The organism is Kitasatospora sp. NPDC088264, assembly GCF_040685715.1.
Lineage (GTDB): Bacteria > Actinomycetota > Actinomycetes > Streptomycetales > Streptomycetaceae > Kitasatospora.
The window spans coordinates 1-16,766 of sequence record NZ_JBFBIR010000028.1; the positions used below are offsets into that span (position 1 = coordinate 1).

The 16,766-nt window shown below is 72.1% G+C and carries 17 protein-coding genes; 6 read left to right on the plus strand and 11 right to left on the minus strand.

Going from position 1 to position 16,766, the window contains the following annotated elements:
• Positions 1-257, minus strand: a 257-nt coding sequence (locus AB0O82_RS21750) for an acyl-CoA dehydrogenase family protein (protein ID WP_363585621.1), incomplete at its 3' end; no start/stop codon positions are given.
• Positions 258-419: 162 nt separating this feature from the next.
• Between AB0O82_RS21750 and AB0O82_RS21755 the strand changes: the two genes are divergently transcribed.
• On the plus strand, positions 420-854 hold the full coding sequence (locus AB0O82_RS21755) for a hypothetical protein (protein ID WP_363585622.1): 435 nt from the start codon (positions 420-422) through the stop codon (positions 852-854).
• A 71-nt stretch (positions 855-925) separates the two neighbouring features.
• On the opposite strand, the gene AB0O82_RS21760 is transcribed toward AB0O82_RS21755, so the two are convergent.
• From AB0O82_RS21760 to AB0O82_RS21785, 6 genes are all read right to left on the minus strand, one after another.
• Positions 926-1,891, minus strand: a complete 966-nt coding sequence (locus AB0O82_RS21760) for an electron transfer flavoprotein subunit alpha/FixB family protein (RefSeq protein WP_363585623.1) — start codon at positions 1,889-1,891, stop codon at positions 926-928.
• A gap of 57 nt (positions 1,892-1,948) precedes the next feature.
• Positions 1,949-2,734, minus strand: a complete 786-nt coding sequence (locus tag AB0O82_RS21765) for an electron transfer flavoprotein subunit beta/FixA family protein (RefSeq protein WP_363585624.1) — start codon at positions 2,732-2,734, stop codon at positions 1,949-1,951.
• A 235-nt stretch (positions 2,735-2,969) separates the two neighbouring features.
• Positions 2,970-3,767: a family 1 encapsulin nanocompartment shell protein gene (locus tag AB0O82_RS21770; protein WP_350884446.1), complete on the minus strand. Its 798-nt coding sequence runs from the start codon at positions 3,765-3,767 to the stop codon at positions 2,970-2,972.
• Between the two features lie 28 nt (positions 3,768-3,795).
• On the minus strand, positions 3,796-4,839 hold the full coding sequence (locus AB0O82_RS21775) for a Dyp-type peroxidase (RefSeq protein WP_363585625.1): 1,044 nt from the start codon (positions 4,837-4,839) through the stop codon (positions 3,796-3,798).
• A gap of 309 nt (positions 4,840-5,148) precedes the next feature.
• The gene (locus AB0O82_RS21780; protein WP_363585626.1) at positions 5,149-5,772 is read right to left on the minus strand and encodes an FMN reductase; all 624 of its coding nucleotides are present in this window, start codon (positions 5,770-5,772) and stop codon (positions 5,149-5,151) included.
• A complete protein-coding gene (locus AB0O82_RS21785) occupies positions 5,769-6,896 on the minus strand; it encodes an LLM class flavin-dependent oxidoreductase (RefSeq protein WP_363585627.1) in 1,128 nt (375 codons plus the stop codon). Before AB0O82_RS21785 ends, AB0O82_RS21780 begins: the two co-directional genes overlap by 4 nt.
• Before the next feature lie 157 nt (positions 6,897-7,053).
• Here AB0O82_RS21785 and AB0O82_RS21790 point away from each other — a divergent pair, with 157 nt between their 5' ends.
• Positions 7,054-7,815 (plus strand): protein phosphatase 2C domain-containing protein, encoded by a 762-nt coding sequence (locus tag AB0O82_RS21790; protein ID WP_363585628.1) that lies wholly within the window; start codon positions 7,054-7,056, stop codon positions 7,813-7,815.
• A gap of 128 nt (positions 7,816-7,943) precedes the next feature.
• Here the strand turns inward: AB0O82_RS21790 and AB0O82_RS21795 are convergent, their stop codons facing one another.
• On the minus strand, positions 7,944-10,175 hold the full coding sequence (locus AB0O82_RS21795) for a M9 family metallopeptidase (RefSeq protein ID WP_363585629.1): 2,232 nt from the start codon (positions 10,173-10,175) through the stop codon (positions 7,944-7,946).
• Between the two features lie 313 nt (positions 10,176-10,488).
• Positions 10,489-11,058 (minus strand): DoxX family protein, encoded by a 570-nt coding sequence (locus tag AB0O82_RS21800; RefSeq protein ID WP_363585630.1) that lies wholly within the window; start codon positions 11,056-11,058, stop codon positions 10,489-10,491.
• A gap of 183 nt (positions 11,059-11,241) precedes the next feature.
• Between AB0O82_RS21800 and AB0O82_RS21805 the strand changes: the two genes are divergently transcribed.
• Together AB0O82_RS21805 and AB0O82_RS21810 are read left to right on the plus strand one after the other, a co-directional pair.
• Entirely contained in the window at positions 11,242-11,838 is a 597-nt protein-coding gene (locus tag AB0O82_RS21805; RefSeq protein WP_363585631.1) for a TIGR03086 family metal-binding protein, read from the plus strand.
• An 80-nt stretch (positions 11,839-11,918) separates the two neighbouring features.
• Complete coding sequence (locus AB0O82_RS21810; RefSeq protein WP_363585632.1) at positions 11,919-12,440, plus strand: hemerythrin domain-containing protein; 522 nt, start codon at positions 11,919-11,921, stop codon at positions 12,438-12,440.
• A gap of 3 nt (positions 12,441-12,443) precedes the next feature.
• On the opposite strand, the gene AB0O82_RS21815 is transcribed toward AB0O82_RS21810, so the two are convergent.
• Together AB0O82_RS21815 and AB0O82_RS21820 are read right to left on the minus strand one after the other, a co-directional pair.
• A complete protein-coding gene (locus tag AB0O82_RS21815) occupies positions 12,444-13,232 on the minus strand; it encodes a VOC family protein (protein WP_363585633.1) in 789 nt (262 codons plus the stop codon).
• Between the two features lie 120 nt (positions 13,233-13,352).
• Positions 13,353-13,934, minus strand: a complete 582-nt coding sequence (locus AB0O82_RS21820) for a Uma2 family endonuclease (RefSeq protein WP_363585634.1) — start codon at positions 13,932-13,934, stop codon at positions 13,353-13,355.
• Positions 13,935-14,171: 237 nt separating this feature from the next.
• On the opposite strand from AB0O82_RS21820, the gene AB0O82_RS21825 reads away from it, so the two are divergent.
• Entirely contained in the window at positions 14,172-14,849 is a 678-nt protein-coding gene (locus AB0O82_RS21825) for a TetR/AcrR family transcriptional regulator (RefSeq protein ID WP_363585635.1), read from the plus strand.
• 171 nt (positions 14,850-15,020) lie between these two features.
• A complete protein-coding gene (locus AB0O82_RS21830) occupies positions 15,021-16,550 on the plus strand; it encodes an MFS transporter (protein WP_363585636.1) in 1,530 nt (509 codons plus the stop codon).
• The last annotated feature ends 216 nt before the right edge of the window (positions 16,551-16,766 follow it).

Below are 16,766 nucleotides of genomic sequence, written 5' to 3' on the forward strand. Positions count from 1 at the left end.
GCACACACCCGCGCCACCTCCTCGATCACGATCACCGTCGCCAGCGCGTCCGCCCCCGCACCACCGAACTCCTCCGGCACGTGCACCGCATGCAGATCACTCCCCCGCAACGCGTCCAACGCCTCCTGCGGGAACCGCCCCTGCTCATCCACCTCCGCCGCGAACGGAGCGATCTTCGCCTCGGCCAGCGAACGCACCGCCTCACGGAGCATCTCGTGCTCCTCGGAGATACGGAAGAGATCGAACTCCTGGCTCATGATCGCCACTCCTGTTTCACGACGGTACTCAGTACCCTTCATTATGCACCCACGCGGCAAAAAGGGAACTCAGTGCCTTCACATGGCGGCACTGAGTTCCCTATCCTTTTTTCTGCCGAACTTCTGCCGAACAAGCCGGTCCGAGCGCAGGGAGATGACAGCGTGGTCCACTCAGCCATCGATGCCGACACCCGGAGCACCACGCTGTACTTCCAGCGCTGCTCGTGGTGCTGCAATCCGACCTTCCAGCGGCTGCTCTGCCCCACCTGCGGCTCCACCGAGCTGCGGCTGGAGCCCAGCGAGGGCACCGGCGTGGTCCGGCGCTGCGAGGTCGAGCAGGCCCGGACGCCGCTGGTCCGCCAGAAGTCCCTGATCCGGATGGCCGAGGGCTTCGACGTCTGGTGCATCGTCGACGGGCTGCGCAGCACCGTCCCGGTCGGGACGCGGGTGCGGCTGCTGTCCGCCCCCGGCTCCGACCAGCCCGAGCTGCGGCTGCTGCCGATGGAGGGGCCGCAGCCGCCGGTGGACGTCGAGCCGCGCCCGCTGCCGCCCGTCCAGGGCGGGTTCACCCAGCACCTCGCGGCCTTCGCCGAATAGCGTCCACCGCACGGCGGAGGGCGTGGCACCGGGTACCCGGTGCCACGCCCTCCCACTGCCGTGTGCGGGGATCAGCCCTTGCGGGCCTTCACCTCGGCGGTCAGCTGCGGCAGCACGGCGAACAGGTCGCCGACCACGCCGTAGTCCGCCAGCTCGAAGATCGGGGCCTCCGGGTCCTTGTTGACGGCCACGATGGTCTTCGAGGTCTGCATGCCCGCCCGGTGCTGGATGGCGCCGGAGATGCCGTTGGCCACGTACAGCTGCGGCGAGACCTGCTTGCCGGTCTGGCCGACCTGGTTGCTGTGCGGGTACCAGCCCGCGTCGACGGCGGCACGCGAGGCGCCGACGGCCGCGCCCAGCACGTCCGCGAGCTCCTCGACGACGCCGAAGCCGGCCGCCTCACCGACGCCACGGCCGCCCGAGACCACGATCGCGGCCTCGGTCAGCTCCGGACGGCCGGTCGAGACCCGCGGGGTGCGCGAGGTGACCTTGGCCGCGTTCCCGGTGAACTCCACCGCCACGTTCTCCACCGCGCCCGCGCCCGCAACGGCCTCGGGGGCCACCGCGTTCGGCTTGACGGTGATGACCGGCACGCCGTTGCTGACGCGCGAGTCGACGGTGTACGAGGCGGCGAACACCGACTGGGTGGCGATCGGGCCGCTGTCGCCCGCACGCAGGTCGATGGCGTCGGTGATGATGCCGGAGCCCAGCCGCAGTGCGACGCGGGCGGCGATCTCCTTGCCCTCGCCGGAGGAGGTGACCAGGACGGCGGCGGCGTCGTTGGCCTTGGCGATCTGGGTGAGGGCGTCCACCTTCGGGACGACCAGCTGGTCGGTGAACTCCGCGCCGTCGGCGACGTACACCTTGGCCGCGCCGTACTCGGCGGCCTTGGCCGCGAGGTCGGCGGCGGCACCGGCGCCGGCGCCGAGCACGACCGCGGACGGCTCGCCGATCCGGCGGGCCAGGGTCAGCAGTTCGAGGGCCGGCTTGCGGACCGCACCGTCGGCGTGGTCCACCAGGACGAGAATCTCAGCCATTGCTCAATGTCTCCGTGTTTCGCTGTGGCAGGGGGTGGGTGGCTCGGCCGGGCCGGCTCAGATGAACTTCTGGTCGGCGAGGAAGCCGGCGAGCTGCCTGCCGCCCTCGCCCTCGTCCTTGACGACCGTGCCCGCGGTCCGGGCCGGACGCGCCGCCACCGACTCCACCGCCGTCCACGCACCCGCCAGACCGACCTCGTCCGCCTCGATGCCCAGATCGTCCAGATCCAGCGACTGGACCGGCTTCTTCTTCGCCGCCATGATCCCCTTGAACGACGGGTACCGGGCCTCACCCGACTGGTCCGTCACCGACACCACCGCCGGCAGCGCCGCCTCCACCAGCTCCGTCGCCGCGTCACCGTCACGACGGCCCCGCACCACACCGCCCTCGACCGACACCTCCGACAGCAGCGTCACCTGCGCCACACCGAGGCGCTCCGCCAGCAGCGCCGGCAGCACACCCATCGAACCGTCCGTCGACGCCATCCCACCGATCACCAGGTCGAACCCGGTCTTCTCCAGCGCCTTCGCCAGCACCGCCGACGTCCCGATCACATCCGAACCGTGGATGTCCTCGTCGTTCACGTGCACGGCCTTGTCCGCACCCATCGACAGCGCCTTGCGCAGCGCGTCCTTCGCGTCGTCCGGCCCGACCGTCAGCACCGTCACCTCGGCGCCCTCGTTCGCCGCCGCGATCCGCAGCGCCTGCTCCACGCCGTACTCGTCGAGCTCCGACAGAAGGCCGTCCACGCCCTCCCGGTCGGTGGTGTGGTCGTCCGCGAACCGACGGTCACCCGTCGCGTCCGGCACGTACTTCACACAGACGACGATCCTCAAGCTCATGAGTGGTTCTCCTGTCACGGTCGCGCTGGTCGATGGCCTCACGTCATGCCGAGGGTACTGAGTGCCAATCCCGGCCCGGCCGCGCCCTGCGCGCCGTGGGCGCCGCCTGGACCGGCATGCCGTGTCGGCGCTCTTCGACTGGTGTCGGAGGCTCCGTGAAGAGGATACGGCACTCAGTACCCCTGGTAAAGGAACTCAGTACCCTTCCCGGTGTGTGCTGGGCCTCAGGACGCCCTCAGGCGGCCAGCACCACGGCGGCCTCTCCCGTGTAGACGCGGAAGGTGAGGGACTCCTGGAGGTAGAGCCGCACGGTGTCGGCGTCGTGGGAGAGGTAGCCGACGGAGACGTCCTGGCCGAGGAAGAGTTCGAAGTCGCCGCCCCGGGTGGAGAGGAGGAGGGCGCCCTCGATGGCGGGGGCCCAGATGATGTCCCCGTCGAGGAGGCGGGCGAGGTGGTTGTGGACGGGGTAGCCGTGGTCGCTGGTCTCGTTGACGGCGGTGAAGGTGTCCGCGCCGAGCAGGAGCGAGTAGGGGCCGCCGACGCCGGCCAGGCGCAGCGCGGTGAGGGCGCGGCTGACCGCCTCGGGGTACTCGCGGACGTCCTCGGGGAGCTGGACCGGCGGGTTGGTGGAGCCGGCTCGGATGCCCTCGATGGCGGCGGCGCGGTAGCCCTCGAAGACGGCGCGGTCCTCGGCGAGGGCGATGGTGCGGGCGGCGTCCTTCACCGGCTGCCAGTCGGAGTCGCGGGAGCCGCGCTCGACGTCGTCGACGGCCTCGCGGCGGACGGTGAAGGGGACGCGCAGCTCGACCACCGGCTGGGCGGCGCGGGCGTGGGCCTGGACGCCGTCGGCGGGCGGTTCGATGCCGGTCAGGTGGCCGGTGCCGACGGCGGCGAGGGTGGAGCCGTCGGGGCCGTTCAGGTCGACCACGCGGCGGCCGGCGATGTGGAGCTTGAAGGTCTGGCGGGCCTCCTCCTCGATCTCCGCCCAGGCTGCGGCGGAGACGGGGGCGAGGTCGCGGTGCAGGTTGTTCATGGTGCGGGTCCTTGTCGGGAGGTCCGGTTCAGGGCGTGCCGCGCAGGCTGCCGATGCCGAGTGAGCCGGTCGCGGGGGGAGTACTCGGTGCGGGTGGAGCGGGCGGCGCGGGCGGCGCCGACCGCACCGGGGGCGCCGATGGCGCGGGCGGCGGGGCGTCGAGGAAGTCGGCGGTCGGGACGAAGAACAGCGAGCCGGTGGCGGCGGTGGAGAAGTCGAGCAGCCGGTCGGTGGTGCCGGGCGGGCGGCCCACGAACATGTTGCGCAGCATCTCCTCGGTCACCTCGGGATCGCGCGCGTAGCCGATGAAGTAGGTGCCGAACTCGCCGCCGCGGTCGAACGAGCCGAAGGCCATGTTGTAGCGGACGATCTTCCGTTCCTCGCCGTCCGGCCCGGTCACGGTGCTGAGCGCGACGTGCGAGTCGGCCGGTTTGACGGCGTCGTCGAGCTCGATGTCGGTGAGCTTGGTGCGGCCGACCGCCCGCTCCTGGTCCTCGACGCTCAGCGCGTTCCACGCGTCCAGGTCGTGCAGGTACTTCTGGACGATGACGTAGCTGCCGCCGGTGAAGTCCGGGTCCTCGGCGCCGACCACGGCGGCGGTCTCGGCGGCCCGGCCCTCGGGGTTCTCGGTGCCGTCGACGAAGCCGAGCAGGTCCCGGTCGTCGAAGTACTTGAAGCCCTGGACGGAGTCCACCACGGTGGCCGCCCCGGCCAGCCGGCCGGTGAGCTGGCCGGCCAGCTCGAAGCAGAGGTCCATCCGGGCGGCCCGCAGGTGCAGCAGCAGGTCACCGGGGGTGGCCGGGGCCCGGTGACGGGTGCCGGCCACCTCCCGGAAGGGGTGCAGGCCGGCCGGCCTGGGGCCGTCGAAGAGCCGGTCCCAGGCGTCCGAGCCGACGCCGGTGACGCAGGTGAGGCCCCCCTCGGGGACCCGGAAGCCGACCGCGCGGCGCAGCCCGGCGAGGTCGGGCAGCAGGTCGCGGACGGCGTCCTCGCCGCCGGGCTCGACGGTGAGGACCAGGAAGACCGCCGCGCTGGTCAGCGGGGAGAGCACGGCTTGCGGTTCGGCCTGCATGGCGAGGGTTCCTCCACGGTGGCGCGGGAGGCCGGGCGGCGTCCCGCTCATGGCCGGTGGTCAGCGTGCCGCGGCTGCCGCCGACCGGGCGGGCCGACGGTGTGACGGACCAGCGGCGTGACGGACCAACGGACATCTGATCATGCGTACGATTACACCCCATAGCGGACCATTCGGCGCGGGCGGCACTCCCCCGAACGGCCCTCCCGGACGCGCCGTCCGCCGAGGCCGTTCGGGGGCGCCCGCGGCCGGTGGGCACGCGGAAGGGGCGGACGCGCCGTCACGCGCCCGCCCCTTCCACCCCGGCTGTCAGACCCGCAGGGCCGCCAGCTGCTCGGCGAACGGCACCACCTGTTCGGGCAGCGCCGGCGCCGCCGGGCCGCGGCCGGCCAGCAGTGCCGCCAGTTCGCCCGCCGCGCGGTCGATCCGGCCCGGGAGGCCGTCGGTGAGCCCGTCCCCCGCCGCGCCCCAGTCGTCGGTGGCCGCGTAGACGGCGGTCGGCACCACCACCGCGCGCAGGTAGCTGAACAGTGGCCGGACGGCGTGCTCCAGGGCGAGCGAGTGCCGGGGCGTGCCGCCGGTGGCGGCGATCAGCACCGGCTTGCCGGTGAGCGCGTCGTGGTCGACCAGGTCGAAGAAGGACTTGAACAGGCCGCTGTAGGAGGCGGTGAAGATCGGTGTCACCGCGATCACCGCGTCCGCCCCGGTCACCGCGTCGATCGCCCCGCGCAGCGCCGCGCCGGGGAAGCCGGTGACGAAGTGGTGGGCGATCTCCGTGGCCAGGTCGCGCAGTTCGACCACCGTGACGTCCACCTGCCCTCCGTCATCGGACAGTTGACGGATCGTCGATTCGGAGAGGCGGTGGGCCAGCAGCCGGGTCGAGGACGGCTTGCTCAGCCCGGCGCTCACCACCACCAGCCGGTACGCGCTCACTTGGCCACCTCCACGCTCTCCCCGTCGGCGGACTTCCCGTCGGCGGACTCCTCGTCGCGGGCCGCGACCCGCGCGGCGTGCGTCGGCCCGTCCGGCACCGCGGCCGGGCGGTTCCTGGCGAACTCCTCGCGCAGCACCGGTACGACCTCCTCGCCGAGCAGGTCCAGCTGCTCCAGCACGGTCTTCAGCGGCAGGCCGGCGTGGTCCATCAGGAACAGCTGGCGCTGGTAGTCGCCGAAGGACTCGCGGAAGGCCAGCGTCTTCTCGATGACCTCCTGCGGGCTGCCCACGGTCAGCGGGGTCTGCTCGGTGAACTCCTCCAGCGAGGGCCCGTGCCCGTACACCGGCGCGTTGTCGAAGTACGGGCGGAACTCCCGCACCGCGTCCTGCGAGTTGCGCCGCATGAACACCTGCCCGCCGAGGCCGACGTACGCCTGCTCGGGCGTGCCGTGGCCGTAGTGGGCGTAGCGCTCGCGGTAGAGGGCGATCAGCTTCTGGAAGTGCTCCTTGGGCCAGAAGATGTTGTTCGCGAAGAAGCCGTCCCCGTAGTAGGCGGCCTGTTCGGCGATCTCCGGGCTGCGGATCGAGCCGTGCCAGACGAACGGCGCGACGCCGTCCAGCGGGCGCGGGGTGGAGGTGAAGGACTGCAGCGGGGTGCGGAAGCGGCCCTGCCAGTCCACCACCTCCTCGCGCCACAGCTGGTGCAGCAGCGCGTAGTTCTCGATCGCGAGCGGGATGCCCTGGCGGATGTCCTTGCCGAACCACGGGTAGACCGGGCCGGTGTTGCCGCGGCCCATCATGAGGTCCACCCGGCCGTCGGCGAGGTGCTGGAGCATCGCGAAGTCCTCGGCGATCTTCACCGGGTCGTTGGTGGTGATCAGCGTGGTCGAGGTGGAGAGGATGATGCGGTCGGTCTGCGCGGCGATGTAGCCGAGCATGGTCGTCGGCGAGGACGGGACGAACGGCGGGTTGTGGTGCTCGCCGGTCGCGAAGACGTCGAGGCCGACCTCCTCGGCCTTGCGCGCGATGGCCACCATGGCCTTGATCCGCTCGTGCTCGCTCGGGGTGCGGCCGGTGGTCGGGTCGGGGGTGACGTCGCCGACGGTGAAGATTCCGAACTGCATGCTGCTCACCACACTCCAGGTCGGCCCCTCGCCCGGGCGCTCGGGGCGCACGGGGCTCTCGGGGCGGATCGTTAAACTTTCAACCACCTTAGCACCCGGGTGCGGATCGTTATTCCCGCCCACAATTGAGGGGGGGCTCCGGAAGGGCGGCGAACCGATGGCGACGTACATCGCGGTGAGCGCGCTGAGCCACGAGGGCCTGGTGCGGCAGCACAACGAGGACAGCCTCACGGTCGGGCCGTGGACACTCTGCGCCACCGTGACCGGCAACCCGCAGACCCTGCTGTTCCCGCTCGGCCCGCCCTGCGTGGTCGCCGTGGCGGACGGCCTGGGCGGCCACCCCGGCGGCGAGGTCGCCAGCGCCCTGGTGGCCCGCCGGCTGGCCGCCGACGGCACCGGACTGGACGGCGAGGAGGCCGTCCGGGAGGAACTCCAGGAGTGCAACCGGGCGGTGTACGCGGCCGCCGCCGGCGAACCCGAGCTGGCCGCGATGGGCACCACGGTGGCCGGCCTGGTACTGCTGCCCGACCGGGCGGTGGCCTTCAACGTGGGCGACAGCCGGGTCTACCAGGTCACCCCGGACGGGCTGCGCCGGGTGAGCGTGGACGACAGCCCGCCGCTGCCGCCCGGCCGGCGCACCACCTCGGTGGTCACCCAGACCCTGGGCGGCTCGCTCGGACTGACCTTCGTCGAGCCGCACGTGCGCGCCGCACCGCTGGCCGCCGGCGACCGCTACCTGGTGTGCAGCGACGGCCTGACCGACCCGGTGCCGGAGGAGGAGCTGGCCGCGCTGCTCGCCCGGCCGCACGACGGCTCCGACCGCGCCGACGGGAGGGCCGCGTTCGAGCTCTGGAAGGCGGCGATCGCGGCCGGCGGGCCGGACAACATCACCCTGGCGCTGGTCCGGATCGGCGAATAGGCCCTGTCACCGACCTCCGTGGTCAGTACACCTGGCCGCCGACGGGAACGGACCCGCCCCGGCGGGGCGCCGAAGCGCTCCGCCGGGGCGGTCACCTGTCCGTGTTCGGTCGCTCGACGAGCGTCCGGTCAGAGTTCGCTCGTGACGCTCACCCCGCTGAAGCCCTGCTGGGCGTAGAGGCTGAAGTAGACGTAGCCGGCCGGCGGGTTGGTGATCGTCAGGGTCTCGGAGTTGTCCGGCCCCGCCGAGTGCGCCGTGCTGGCGTCGGTGTACGCCCAGGAGGCCGGGTTGTAGTAGAGGTCGCCGTTGCCGGTGCCGCCGCTGGTGGTGACCTTCACCTGCTTGGTGCCGGCCGGCACCAGGAGGTAGAAGTGCGCGTAGTTGCCGGTGGTCGCCGCGATGTTGCTGCGGGCGCAGTTGGCGTCCAGCTTGCGGATGTCGGTGCCGGCGCACTCCGGCAGCTGCGGCTGGGTGGGCGTGCCACCGCCGGAGGCGCAGGCGCCGTTGGCGCACGCCGTCAGCCAGCTGTCGAAGCCGGCGTCGTAGCGGGTGCCGATGGTGGTCTTGAGCAGGGTGCGGGCGCCGGCCCAGTCGCCCGCGCGGTACTTGGCGAGGACGGAGTCCAGGTCGCCGCGGTGCTGCTCCAGCATGTAGCGGACGGCGAGGTAGCCCCAGCGGTAGACCCGGTCCTGGTCACCGTAGGCGGTGTCGAAGAGGTCGCTCAGCTTGTAGGTGTGCTGGGCGGCCGCCGCGATGGCGGCGTCGTTGGTCACCTTGCGGTACGAGTACGAGATGTACTCGGCGAAGCCCTCGACCCACCAGACGGTCGGGGTGGTCATGCCGGCGTTGAAGTCGCCGTACATGTCGAACCGGCCGTCGAGGTAGTGGGTGTACTCGTGGTTGAGGTTCCAGATCTCGAACGACGGGCGGGCCCACTCGGCCTCGTAGCAGAGGAAGCGCGGCTGGTTGCCGGCCTTGGCCGGGTCGCCCTCCAGGTACATGCCGCCGTTGTTGGTGTCGATGCCGTAGATGGCCGCGGCCAGCACCTGGTAGTCCAAGGAGGAGTGGAAGACCACGACCTCGATCGTGGTGTTGCTGTCGTCCTTGACCGGACCGTTGTCGCGCACCACCGAGTGGAAGTACGCGTCCTGGCCGGTGAGGCTGGTGCAGGCGGTGCCCAGCTGGGTGTTGTCCAGCGCCTGGGCGATCAGCTTGATGCTCGGGCTGCAGGTGTAGTTGACCGTCAGCACGCCCGCCTTGAGCTGGTCGGAGGCGTTGCAGGTGCCGTAGTAGGCGCAGTTGGCGGCGTCGTAGTAGCCGACCCCGTCCGCGACCGCGGCCCACTGGTAGACGGTGCGACCGTTCGGCGCGGACTGCGCGACCAGCGACTTGGCGAGCGGACGGACCTTGGGCTGGAGCGCCGTGTCCTTCAGGAAGCGGGTCAGCTCCTTGGCCGCGTTGTAGACCAGCACGCCGAAGTCGCCACCGAGCTGGTCGTTGTTGCGGGTCGCGAAGCCGGACAGCGCGTCCAGCACGCTCGGGTCGGCCTCGACCGCCGCGTCGAAGCCGGTCACCTGGTGGCCGCGGAACAGCACCGTGAAGACCGGGTTCACCGCCCAGGCCATGCCGGCCGGGTTCCAGGTGGCGCTGTTGTAGTCGTTCAGCAGCTGCTTGACCACCGGGAGGTAGCGGATGTTCTCCTGCGCGCTGTCGATCAGGGTGACGGCCTCGCCCAGGATGGGCGCGTTGCCCGCGGCGACGTCCCGCACGTGCGCGCCGCCGAAGAAGGCGTCCAGCCCGGAGCGGATCGCCGTCTGGAGGGCGGTGCCGTAGGTGCCGACGTCGTCCTTGTGGTACCACTGCGCGAAGTACCCGGCGCGCAGGTACAGCACCAGTTGCTCGACGGAGGTCGAGTTGTCGCCCGGGTAGCTGCCGGACGCGTCGCGCAGCGCGTACGCCACGGTGGTCATCTGCTCCTCACGGAACGCGCCCCTCGCGTCCGCGCCGGTGAGCTGGAAGAGCCCGTTGATGCACTGGATGTCGGCGGCCTTGATGTGCTGGACCAGGTCGCCGCCCGTCCGGCCGGTGAAGTCGCCGACATTGCAGGGCTGTGCGGCCGCCGCGCCGAGGGCGAAGGCCTTGGCGGTCGGCCGGGCCTCGGCCGGCCGGGTGTCGAGCGGGAGCGGGGCTCGCTGGTCGGCAGAGGCGAACTGCCGGTCGGTGTGGCCGCGTTCGGGGGCGCCGGCGGCGGGCTGCGGCGCCGGTCCGGCGGGGGTGGTGGGGGCGGACGCGCCGCCGCCGGGGGCGGCGGCGGGGGCGGCCTTGCTCTGCGGGGCGAACAGGCCGATCGTCAGGAACATGGTCAGGGCGAGTACTAACAGCCTTGCCAGCTGTGGGAGTCGCAGCAGACGCGCGGAACTCACGTGGGGGCCTCCGGGCCGTCGTCGGCCGCATTGGGGGTGCGGCCGGTGGGGTGGTGAGGACCGTTGGCGACGGCGCCTCGTGGGCGGCTCCGTCGTGCACACGGTGGGGAGTGTGACATGTACCATGGCACACATCACATGACGTTGGATAGCCCCGCTCATGTGAGCGATTGGCGGGGGAACGACGCAGGGGCCGTGATGGCGAATCGCCACCACGGCCCCTGCGTTTGGGGGTTGACGCCCCGCTCGACTACTTCCGCAGCAGCAGGATCACGCCGGCCGTCACCAGGCCGACCAGGACCGCCGCCGCGCCGTACGCCAGCCGGTGCGCGCGCAGCACCGGCAGGAAGCGGTCCACGGCGTAGCGGCCCGGGCCGGTCAGGGCGAGCGCGGCGGCACCCGCCGTGAGGAGCAGCTCGTACTCGCTGCCCTTCGGGGCGAAGAAGCCGCCGCCCCAGGTGACGGCGATCGCGTTGACCATCGTGCCGACGATCGCGGCGCCCGCCAGCGGGGTCAGCAGGCCGACGGCGAGGGCGAGTCCGCCGAGCGTCTCGGTGAGGCCCGCGACCACGGCCATGGCGTTGCCCGCCGGGTAGCCGCTCATGGTGAAGAACTGACCGGTGCCGTCGATCCCGCCGCCGCCGAACCAGCCGAACAGCTTCTGGCTGCCGTGCGCGGCCATGGTCAGGCCGAGGGCCAGGCGCAGGAGCAGGAGTCCGGCGTCGTAGGCGTGCGGGGAGGTCGTCGCGGAGTCGGGGGTCACCCGGCCCGGGAGGACGGTGGTGGTGGGGGCGGTCGTGCTCGGGCTGCTGCTCGGCATGCGCGTCTCCATCGATCGGGATCGGTCGTAGGGGTGTGGTGGCGCGGCCGGGCGGGTCGCCCCGCGACTGTTGTTCAAATTTGAACCGGCCACTCCTCGACCGTACCTTGGAGTTCGAATTTGAACAACTGACGCATCGTGGACAACTCGCGGGCCGGACCCCGCCCGGGGCAGGGTGGAGACATGGCTCAACGCAGGCAGCACCGGCGGACCGCGAAACCCGGCACGCCCTACCCCGAGGCCCTCGCCGCCTTCGGCGAACGCGTCCGGCTGATCACCCCCCGCCAGTGGGACGCCCCCACCCCGTGCGCCGGCTGGTCCGTCCGCGAGCTCGTCAACCACCTCACCGGCGAACAGCTGTGGATCCCCGAACTGCTGATGGGCGCCACCATCTCCGAGGTCGGCGGCCGCTTCGACGGCGACGTCCTCGGCGACGACCCGGTCACCACCTGGACGGAAGCCGCCGACGCCGCCCGGGACGCCTTCGCCGTCCCCGGCGCCACCGAACTCACCGTCCACCTCTCCTTCGGGGACGTCTCCGGGCAGTACTACCTGGACCAGCTCACCACCGACCTGGTCATCCACAGCTGGGACCTCGCCGAAGCCATCGGACGGCACACCCGGCTCCCGGCGGAACTCGTCGACTTCGCCCTCGGCGAGTTCGCCGGCTACGGGGACCTCTCCGGGAGCGGCCTGTTCGACCCGCCCCTGCCCGTCCCCGACGACGCCGGTCCGCAGACCCGCCTGCTCGCCCTCACCGGGCGGCGCGACCGGCCCTGACCTGCGGCGACCGGCGTGGTGCCGGACGCCGGATACTGGAAGGAGCGGGGGCCGCGATCCGTGCGAGAGGCGGGCACGCCATGAGCCGCAGGCCGGACATCCTCGGCGAGTTCACCGCCGACCACCGGGCGGTCACCGAGCTGCTCGACCGGATCGAGCAGGCACCCACCGGCGCCGCCGAGCGCACCGACCTGCTGACCCGGCTGACCGACCTGCTGTTCACCCACTGCGCGGCCGAGGAGGAACACCTCTTCCCGCTCGTGCAGCACGACGTGCCGGACGGCGGGGCGCTGGTGTTCGGCAGTATCCACGAGCACCTGGCGATCGGGCAGTACCTCTCCGACCTCCAGGGGCTCGGCCCGGCCGACCCGGCCTTCGACACCCTGCTGCGCGGCCTCGCCGACACCCTGCGGCGCCACCTCGCCGTCGAGGAGAAGCAGCTCTTCCCGGCCGCCCGCAAGGCCCTGCCGGCCACCACCCGAGCCGCGCTCGGCGACCGGCTGCGGGCCGAACGCGCGGAAACCGCCGAAGACGCCGAAGACGCCGAGGCCACCGGGCCCGCCGAGGCAGGCACCGCCGAGGCAGGCACCGCCGAGCCGTGAGCCTCAGTTCTTCGGGCTGATCACCGCGAAGCGGCCGCCCTCCCGGTCCTGCAACCGGGCCACCCGCCCGTACGGGGAGTCGAAGGCGGCTCCCACCGCCGAACCGCCCAGCTCCACGGCCCGGGCCAGCGCCCGGTCCGCGTCCGGGACGGCGAAGGACACCTCCCAGTGCGGCGGCAGCCCCGCCGCACCGCCCGCCTGCTCCCTCGCCAGTGCGGCGACGCTGTGGCCCTCCGCCCGCAGCACCACCCGGTCGTGCTCCCAGCGGACGTCGAACCGCTCCGGGTCACGGCCGTCCCAGCGGAACACCTGCCCGTAGAACAGGGCCGCCGCGAACGGGTCCGGCGTGCGCAGCTCGATCCAGACCGGTGCGCCCGGCAGGTCCAGCCGCCGGGCCCGGCCCAGCGGGCCCTCCCAGATGCCGAACACCGCCCCGGCCGGGTCCGCCGCGAAGGCCACCCGCCCGGCGTCGAAGGCCAGCGGGCCCACCGCCAGGGTCGCGCCGCGCTCGCGCACCGCGTCGGCGGCCTCGTCCGCGCTCTCCGTACCGAAGTAGCTGGTCCACGCCACCGGCATCGCCCAGTCGCTGCCCGCGACCCCCAGCCCGGCCACCGCCTCCCCGCCGGTCACCGCGTGCAGGTACGGGCCGAAACGGTCCGGCCCCGGCTCGAACTCCCAGCCGAGCAGCGGCCCGTAGAACGCCTTCGCCCCCTCCAGATCCCGGGCCGTCAGGCTCACCCAGCACGGAACGGCCGCCACGCAGCGCACCTCGGCGGTCTCACCGCTGCCCATCGCGGACCTCCTCGCCACCCGGCCGCCGGGCCCCTCCCGACTCCCACGGCCCACCGGCCGCCCGGGACGCCCACAGCCTAGGCCGAAGGGCGTAGCGCGTTCCGGGAGGCATGGCCGGGATCAGCACACCCAGTTCTTGAGCGGCTCGGTGTCCAGCGAGATCCCCACCGGCTCGGGGAGGTGGACGGTCTTGCCGAACGGGAGGATCTGCGCGGTCTCGTAACGGACGCCGTCGGGCTGGCTGTAGACGGTGACCTCGGCGGAGTCGCGGTCGATCAACAGGTAGACGGGGATGCCGGCCTCCGCATAGGCCCGAGGCTTCTCGACACGGTCCCGCTGATTGGTATCGGAGTCGTAGGAGGTGACCTCGGCGACCATCAGCACGTCGCTGGTCTCGGCCCACTCCGCCGTGCCGACGAAGGCGTCTGCGTGCGCCAACGTGCCGTCCGGGCGGGCAAAACTGCCACGGTAGCCCTGGATCTTCAGCCCCTGATCGTGCAGATAGAGCTCAGGCCGAGCCTGAATGCAGATCCGCAGCAGCCACTGAATCATGCGGCCGTGGTCGCCGCCTGGCACGGGCTTGACCCCCAGCTTCCCGTTGATGAGCTCCGGCCGGATGCGTTCGGCAGTTCGAGCCAGAAGACGAGCGAACTCCTCGAACTCCTCGGGCAGCATCTGCGGGCGGTCGGAGATCGCGGTCACGGGCTTTCCTCCTTCGCCTGGGCACCCTGTGGGGCAACGAACACACCGGCAAGTGGTCACGGGCCATCTGGATTCCGACGATAGCGCCCACCGCCCGGCCCTCCCGGTCACACCAGAGCGGGTAAATGTGACCCAGGTCACATAGAAAGGCGAAATTTCCGGGGAGGGAATCCCCGTTTGGTCTTTCGTAGACAGAAGCGGGGAGAACTTCCCCGGTATCCTGAAGGAGCAGTCGCCGTGACCACCGCCGCCACCGAGCCGGTCCGACCCGTGGAGACCGTCCGTGCGCCCAAGCTGCGCGCTGACGCGACCCGCAACCGGGAGCGGATCGTCCTGGCGGCTCGCGACGCCTTCGTCGAGCACGGCGCGGACGTGCCGCTGGACGAGATCGCGAAGCGGGCCGGGGTCGGCAACGCCACGCTGTACCGGAACTTCCCGGACCGCTCGGCGCTGGTCCGCGAGGTGGCACTGCTCGTCAAGAGCCGTATCCTGGCCCTCGCCGAGACGGCGACGGTCGAGGCGGACGCCCCTGACGGCGTCCCGTTCGACGCCCTGCAGCGGTTCGCGCACGCGACCGTCGCGGAGAAGCTCGGCGCGCTCTGCCCGATGTTCACCAGCCATGTCGACCCGTTCGACCCGGACCTCACCGAGGCCCGCGAGCGTCTGACGGCCGCCGTGGGCGGTCTGATGGAGCGCGCCCGGGCGGCGGGTGAACTGCGGGCGGACGTCGACCACGGTGACCTGTTCATCGCGATCAGCCAGCTGACCCGGCCGCTGCCGGGGACGTCCTGCCAACTGCTCGACGACTTCGTCCACCGGCACCTGCAGCTGTTCCTGGACGGGCTGCGCACGCCGGCCCGTTCGGTGCTGCCCGGCCGGGCCGCAACCTTCGAGGACTTCCAACCCCACCACTGACCCACCAGCGGTACCCCGACCGACCGACCCGCCCTCCGGACCAGGCCGACCACCGGCCCGCCAGGAGCCGATCCCCGCACGCCCCGCACCGACGCCCCGTACGGCGACCAGCCGTCCCCGTACGGCGGTCGACCCTTGTCGCACGCCACGCACCGTGAAGTGAGTACCCCCATGCCTGAAACCGACGCCCGACCGGCGACGCTGCCCGATCCTCGGCGCTGGAAGGCGCTGATATTCATCGGCCTCGCCCAGCTGATGGTCGTCCTGGACGCCACCATCGTGAACATCGCCCTTCCGTCCGCCCAGCGGGACCTGGGCATCTCCGACGGCAACCGCCAGTGGGTGATCACCGCCTACGCGCTGGCCTTCGGCGGCCTGCTGCTGTTCGGCGGCCGGATCGCGGACCTCTGGGGCCGCAAGCGGACCTTCGTGGTCGGCCTGGCCGGCTTCGCCCTCGCCTCCGCGCTCGGCGGCGCCGCGGCCAACACCGCGATGCTGCTCGGCGCCCGCGCCCTCCAGGGCGTGTTCGGCGCACTGCTCGCCCCGGCCGCGCTGTCGCTGCTGGCGGTGACCTTCACCGAGGCCAAGGAGCGCGCCAAGGCCTTCGGTATCTACGGCGCGATCGCCGGTGGCGGTGGCGCGATCGGCCTGATCCTCGGCGGCCTGCTGACCGAGTACATGAACTGGCGCTGGACCTTCTTCGTCAACGTCCCGTTCGCCATCGTCGCCGCCGCGGGCGCCGTCCTGGTGATCCGCGAGCCCGCCGAGGGCCGCAACCGCAACCGGCTGGACGTCCCCGGCGTGCTGCTGGTGACCACCGGCCTGGTCTCGCTGGTGTACGGCTTCACCCGCGCCGAGTCCAGCGGCTGGACGGCCGCCAGCACGCTGGCGCTGTTCGTCGCGGCCGCCGTGCTGCTGACCGCGTTCGTCCTGGTGGAGCGCCGGGTCAAGGCCCCGCTGCTGCCGCTGCGCGTGGTGCTGGACCGCAACCGCGGCGGGGTGTACCTGTCGCTCGGCCTGGCCGTGATCGGCATGTTCGGCCTGTTCCTGTTCCTGACCTACTACCTGCAGCTCGTGCGCGGCTACAGCCCGGTGCTGACCGGCGTCGCGTTCCTGCCGATGGTGGCGGGCATGATCACCGGCTCGACCCAGATCGGCGCCCGGCTGATGACCCGCGTCCCGGCGCGGTTCCTGATGGCCCCCGGCTTCCTGGTCGCCTCGATCGGCATGCTGCTGCTGAGCAACATCGGCCTGGACACCTCCTACCCGATGCTGATCCTGCCCGGCCTGGTCCTGATGGGCCTCGGCATGGGCACCGCGTTCATGCCGGCGATGAGCCTGGCCACGCACGGCGTCCAGCCGCGCGACGCGGGCGTCGCCTCGGCGATGGTCAACACCTCGCAGCAGGTCGGCGGCGCCATCGGCACCGCGCTGCTGAACACCATCGCGGCCAGTGCCACCACCAGTTGGCTGGCCTCGCACGCGGCCGCCGCGGCGGCCGCGTCGCCGGCCGCCGCCCAGACCCTGCAGTTCCAGGGCATGGTGCACGGCTTCACGACCGCGATCTGGGTGTCCTTCGGGATCCTGGTGGCGGCCTCCGCGATCGCCTTCACCCTCGTGAACGCCGGTCGCCCGGACGCGGCGTCGGCGTCGGGTGCCGGTGCGGCGAAGAACGACGAGGTGCCGGTGCTGGTGCACTGACGCCTGCGGGTTGCTCGGGTGCGTACGCGGCCCGTCCGGTGTCCCCTTCCTGGGGCTCCGGGCGGGCCGCTCGCCGTTCCGGGTCGACGGTTCCGGGGTCGACGGTTCCGGGGTCGACGGTTCCGGGGTCGACGGTTCCGGGGTCGGCCATTCGGGGTCTGGATCACAGCGACCCCGGGTAGAAGTGGGGACCGCTCCCCGATTATGGTGGCCCCA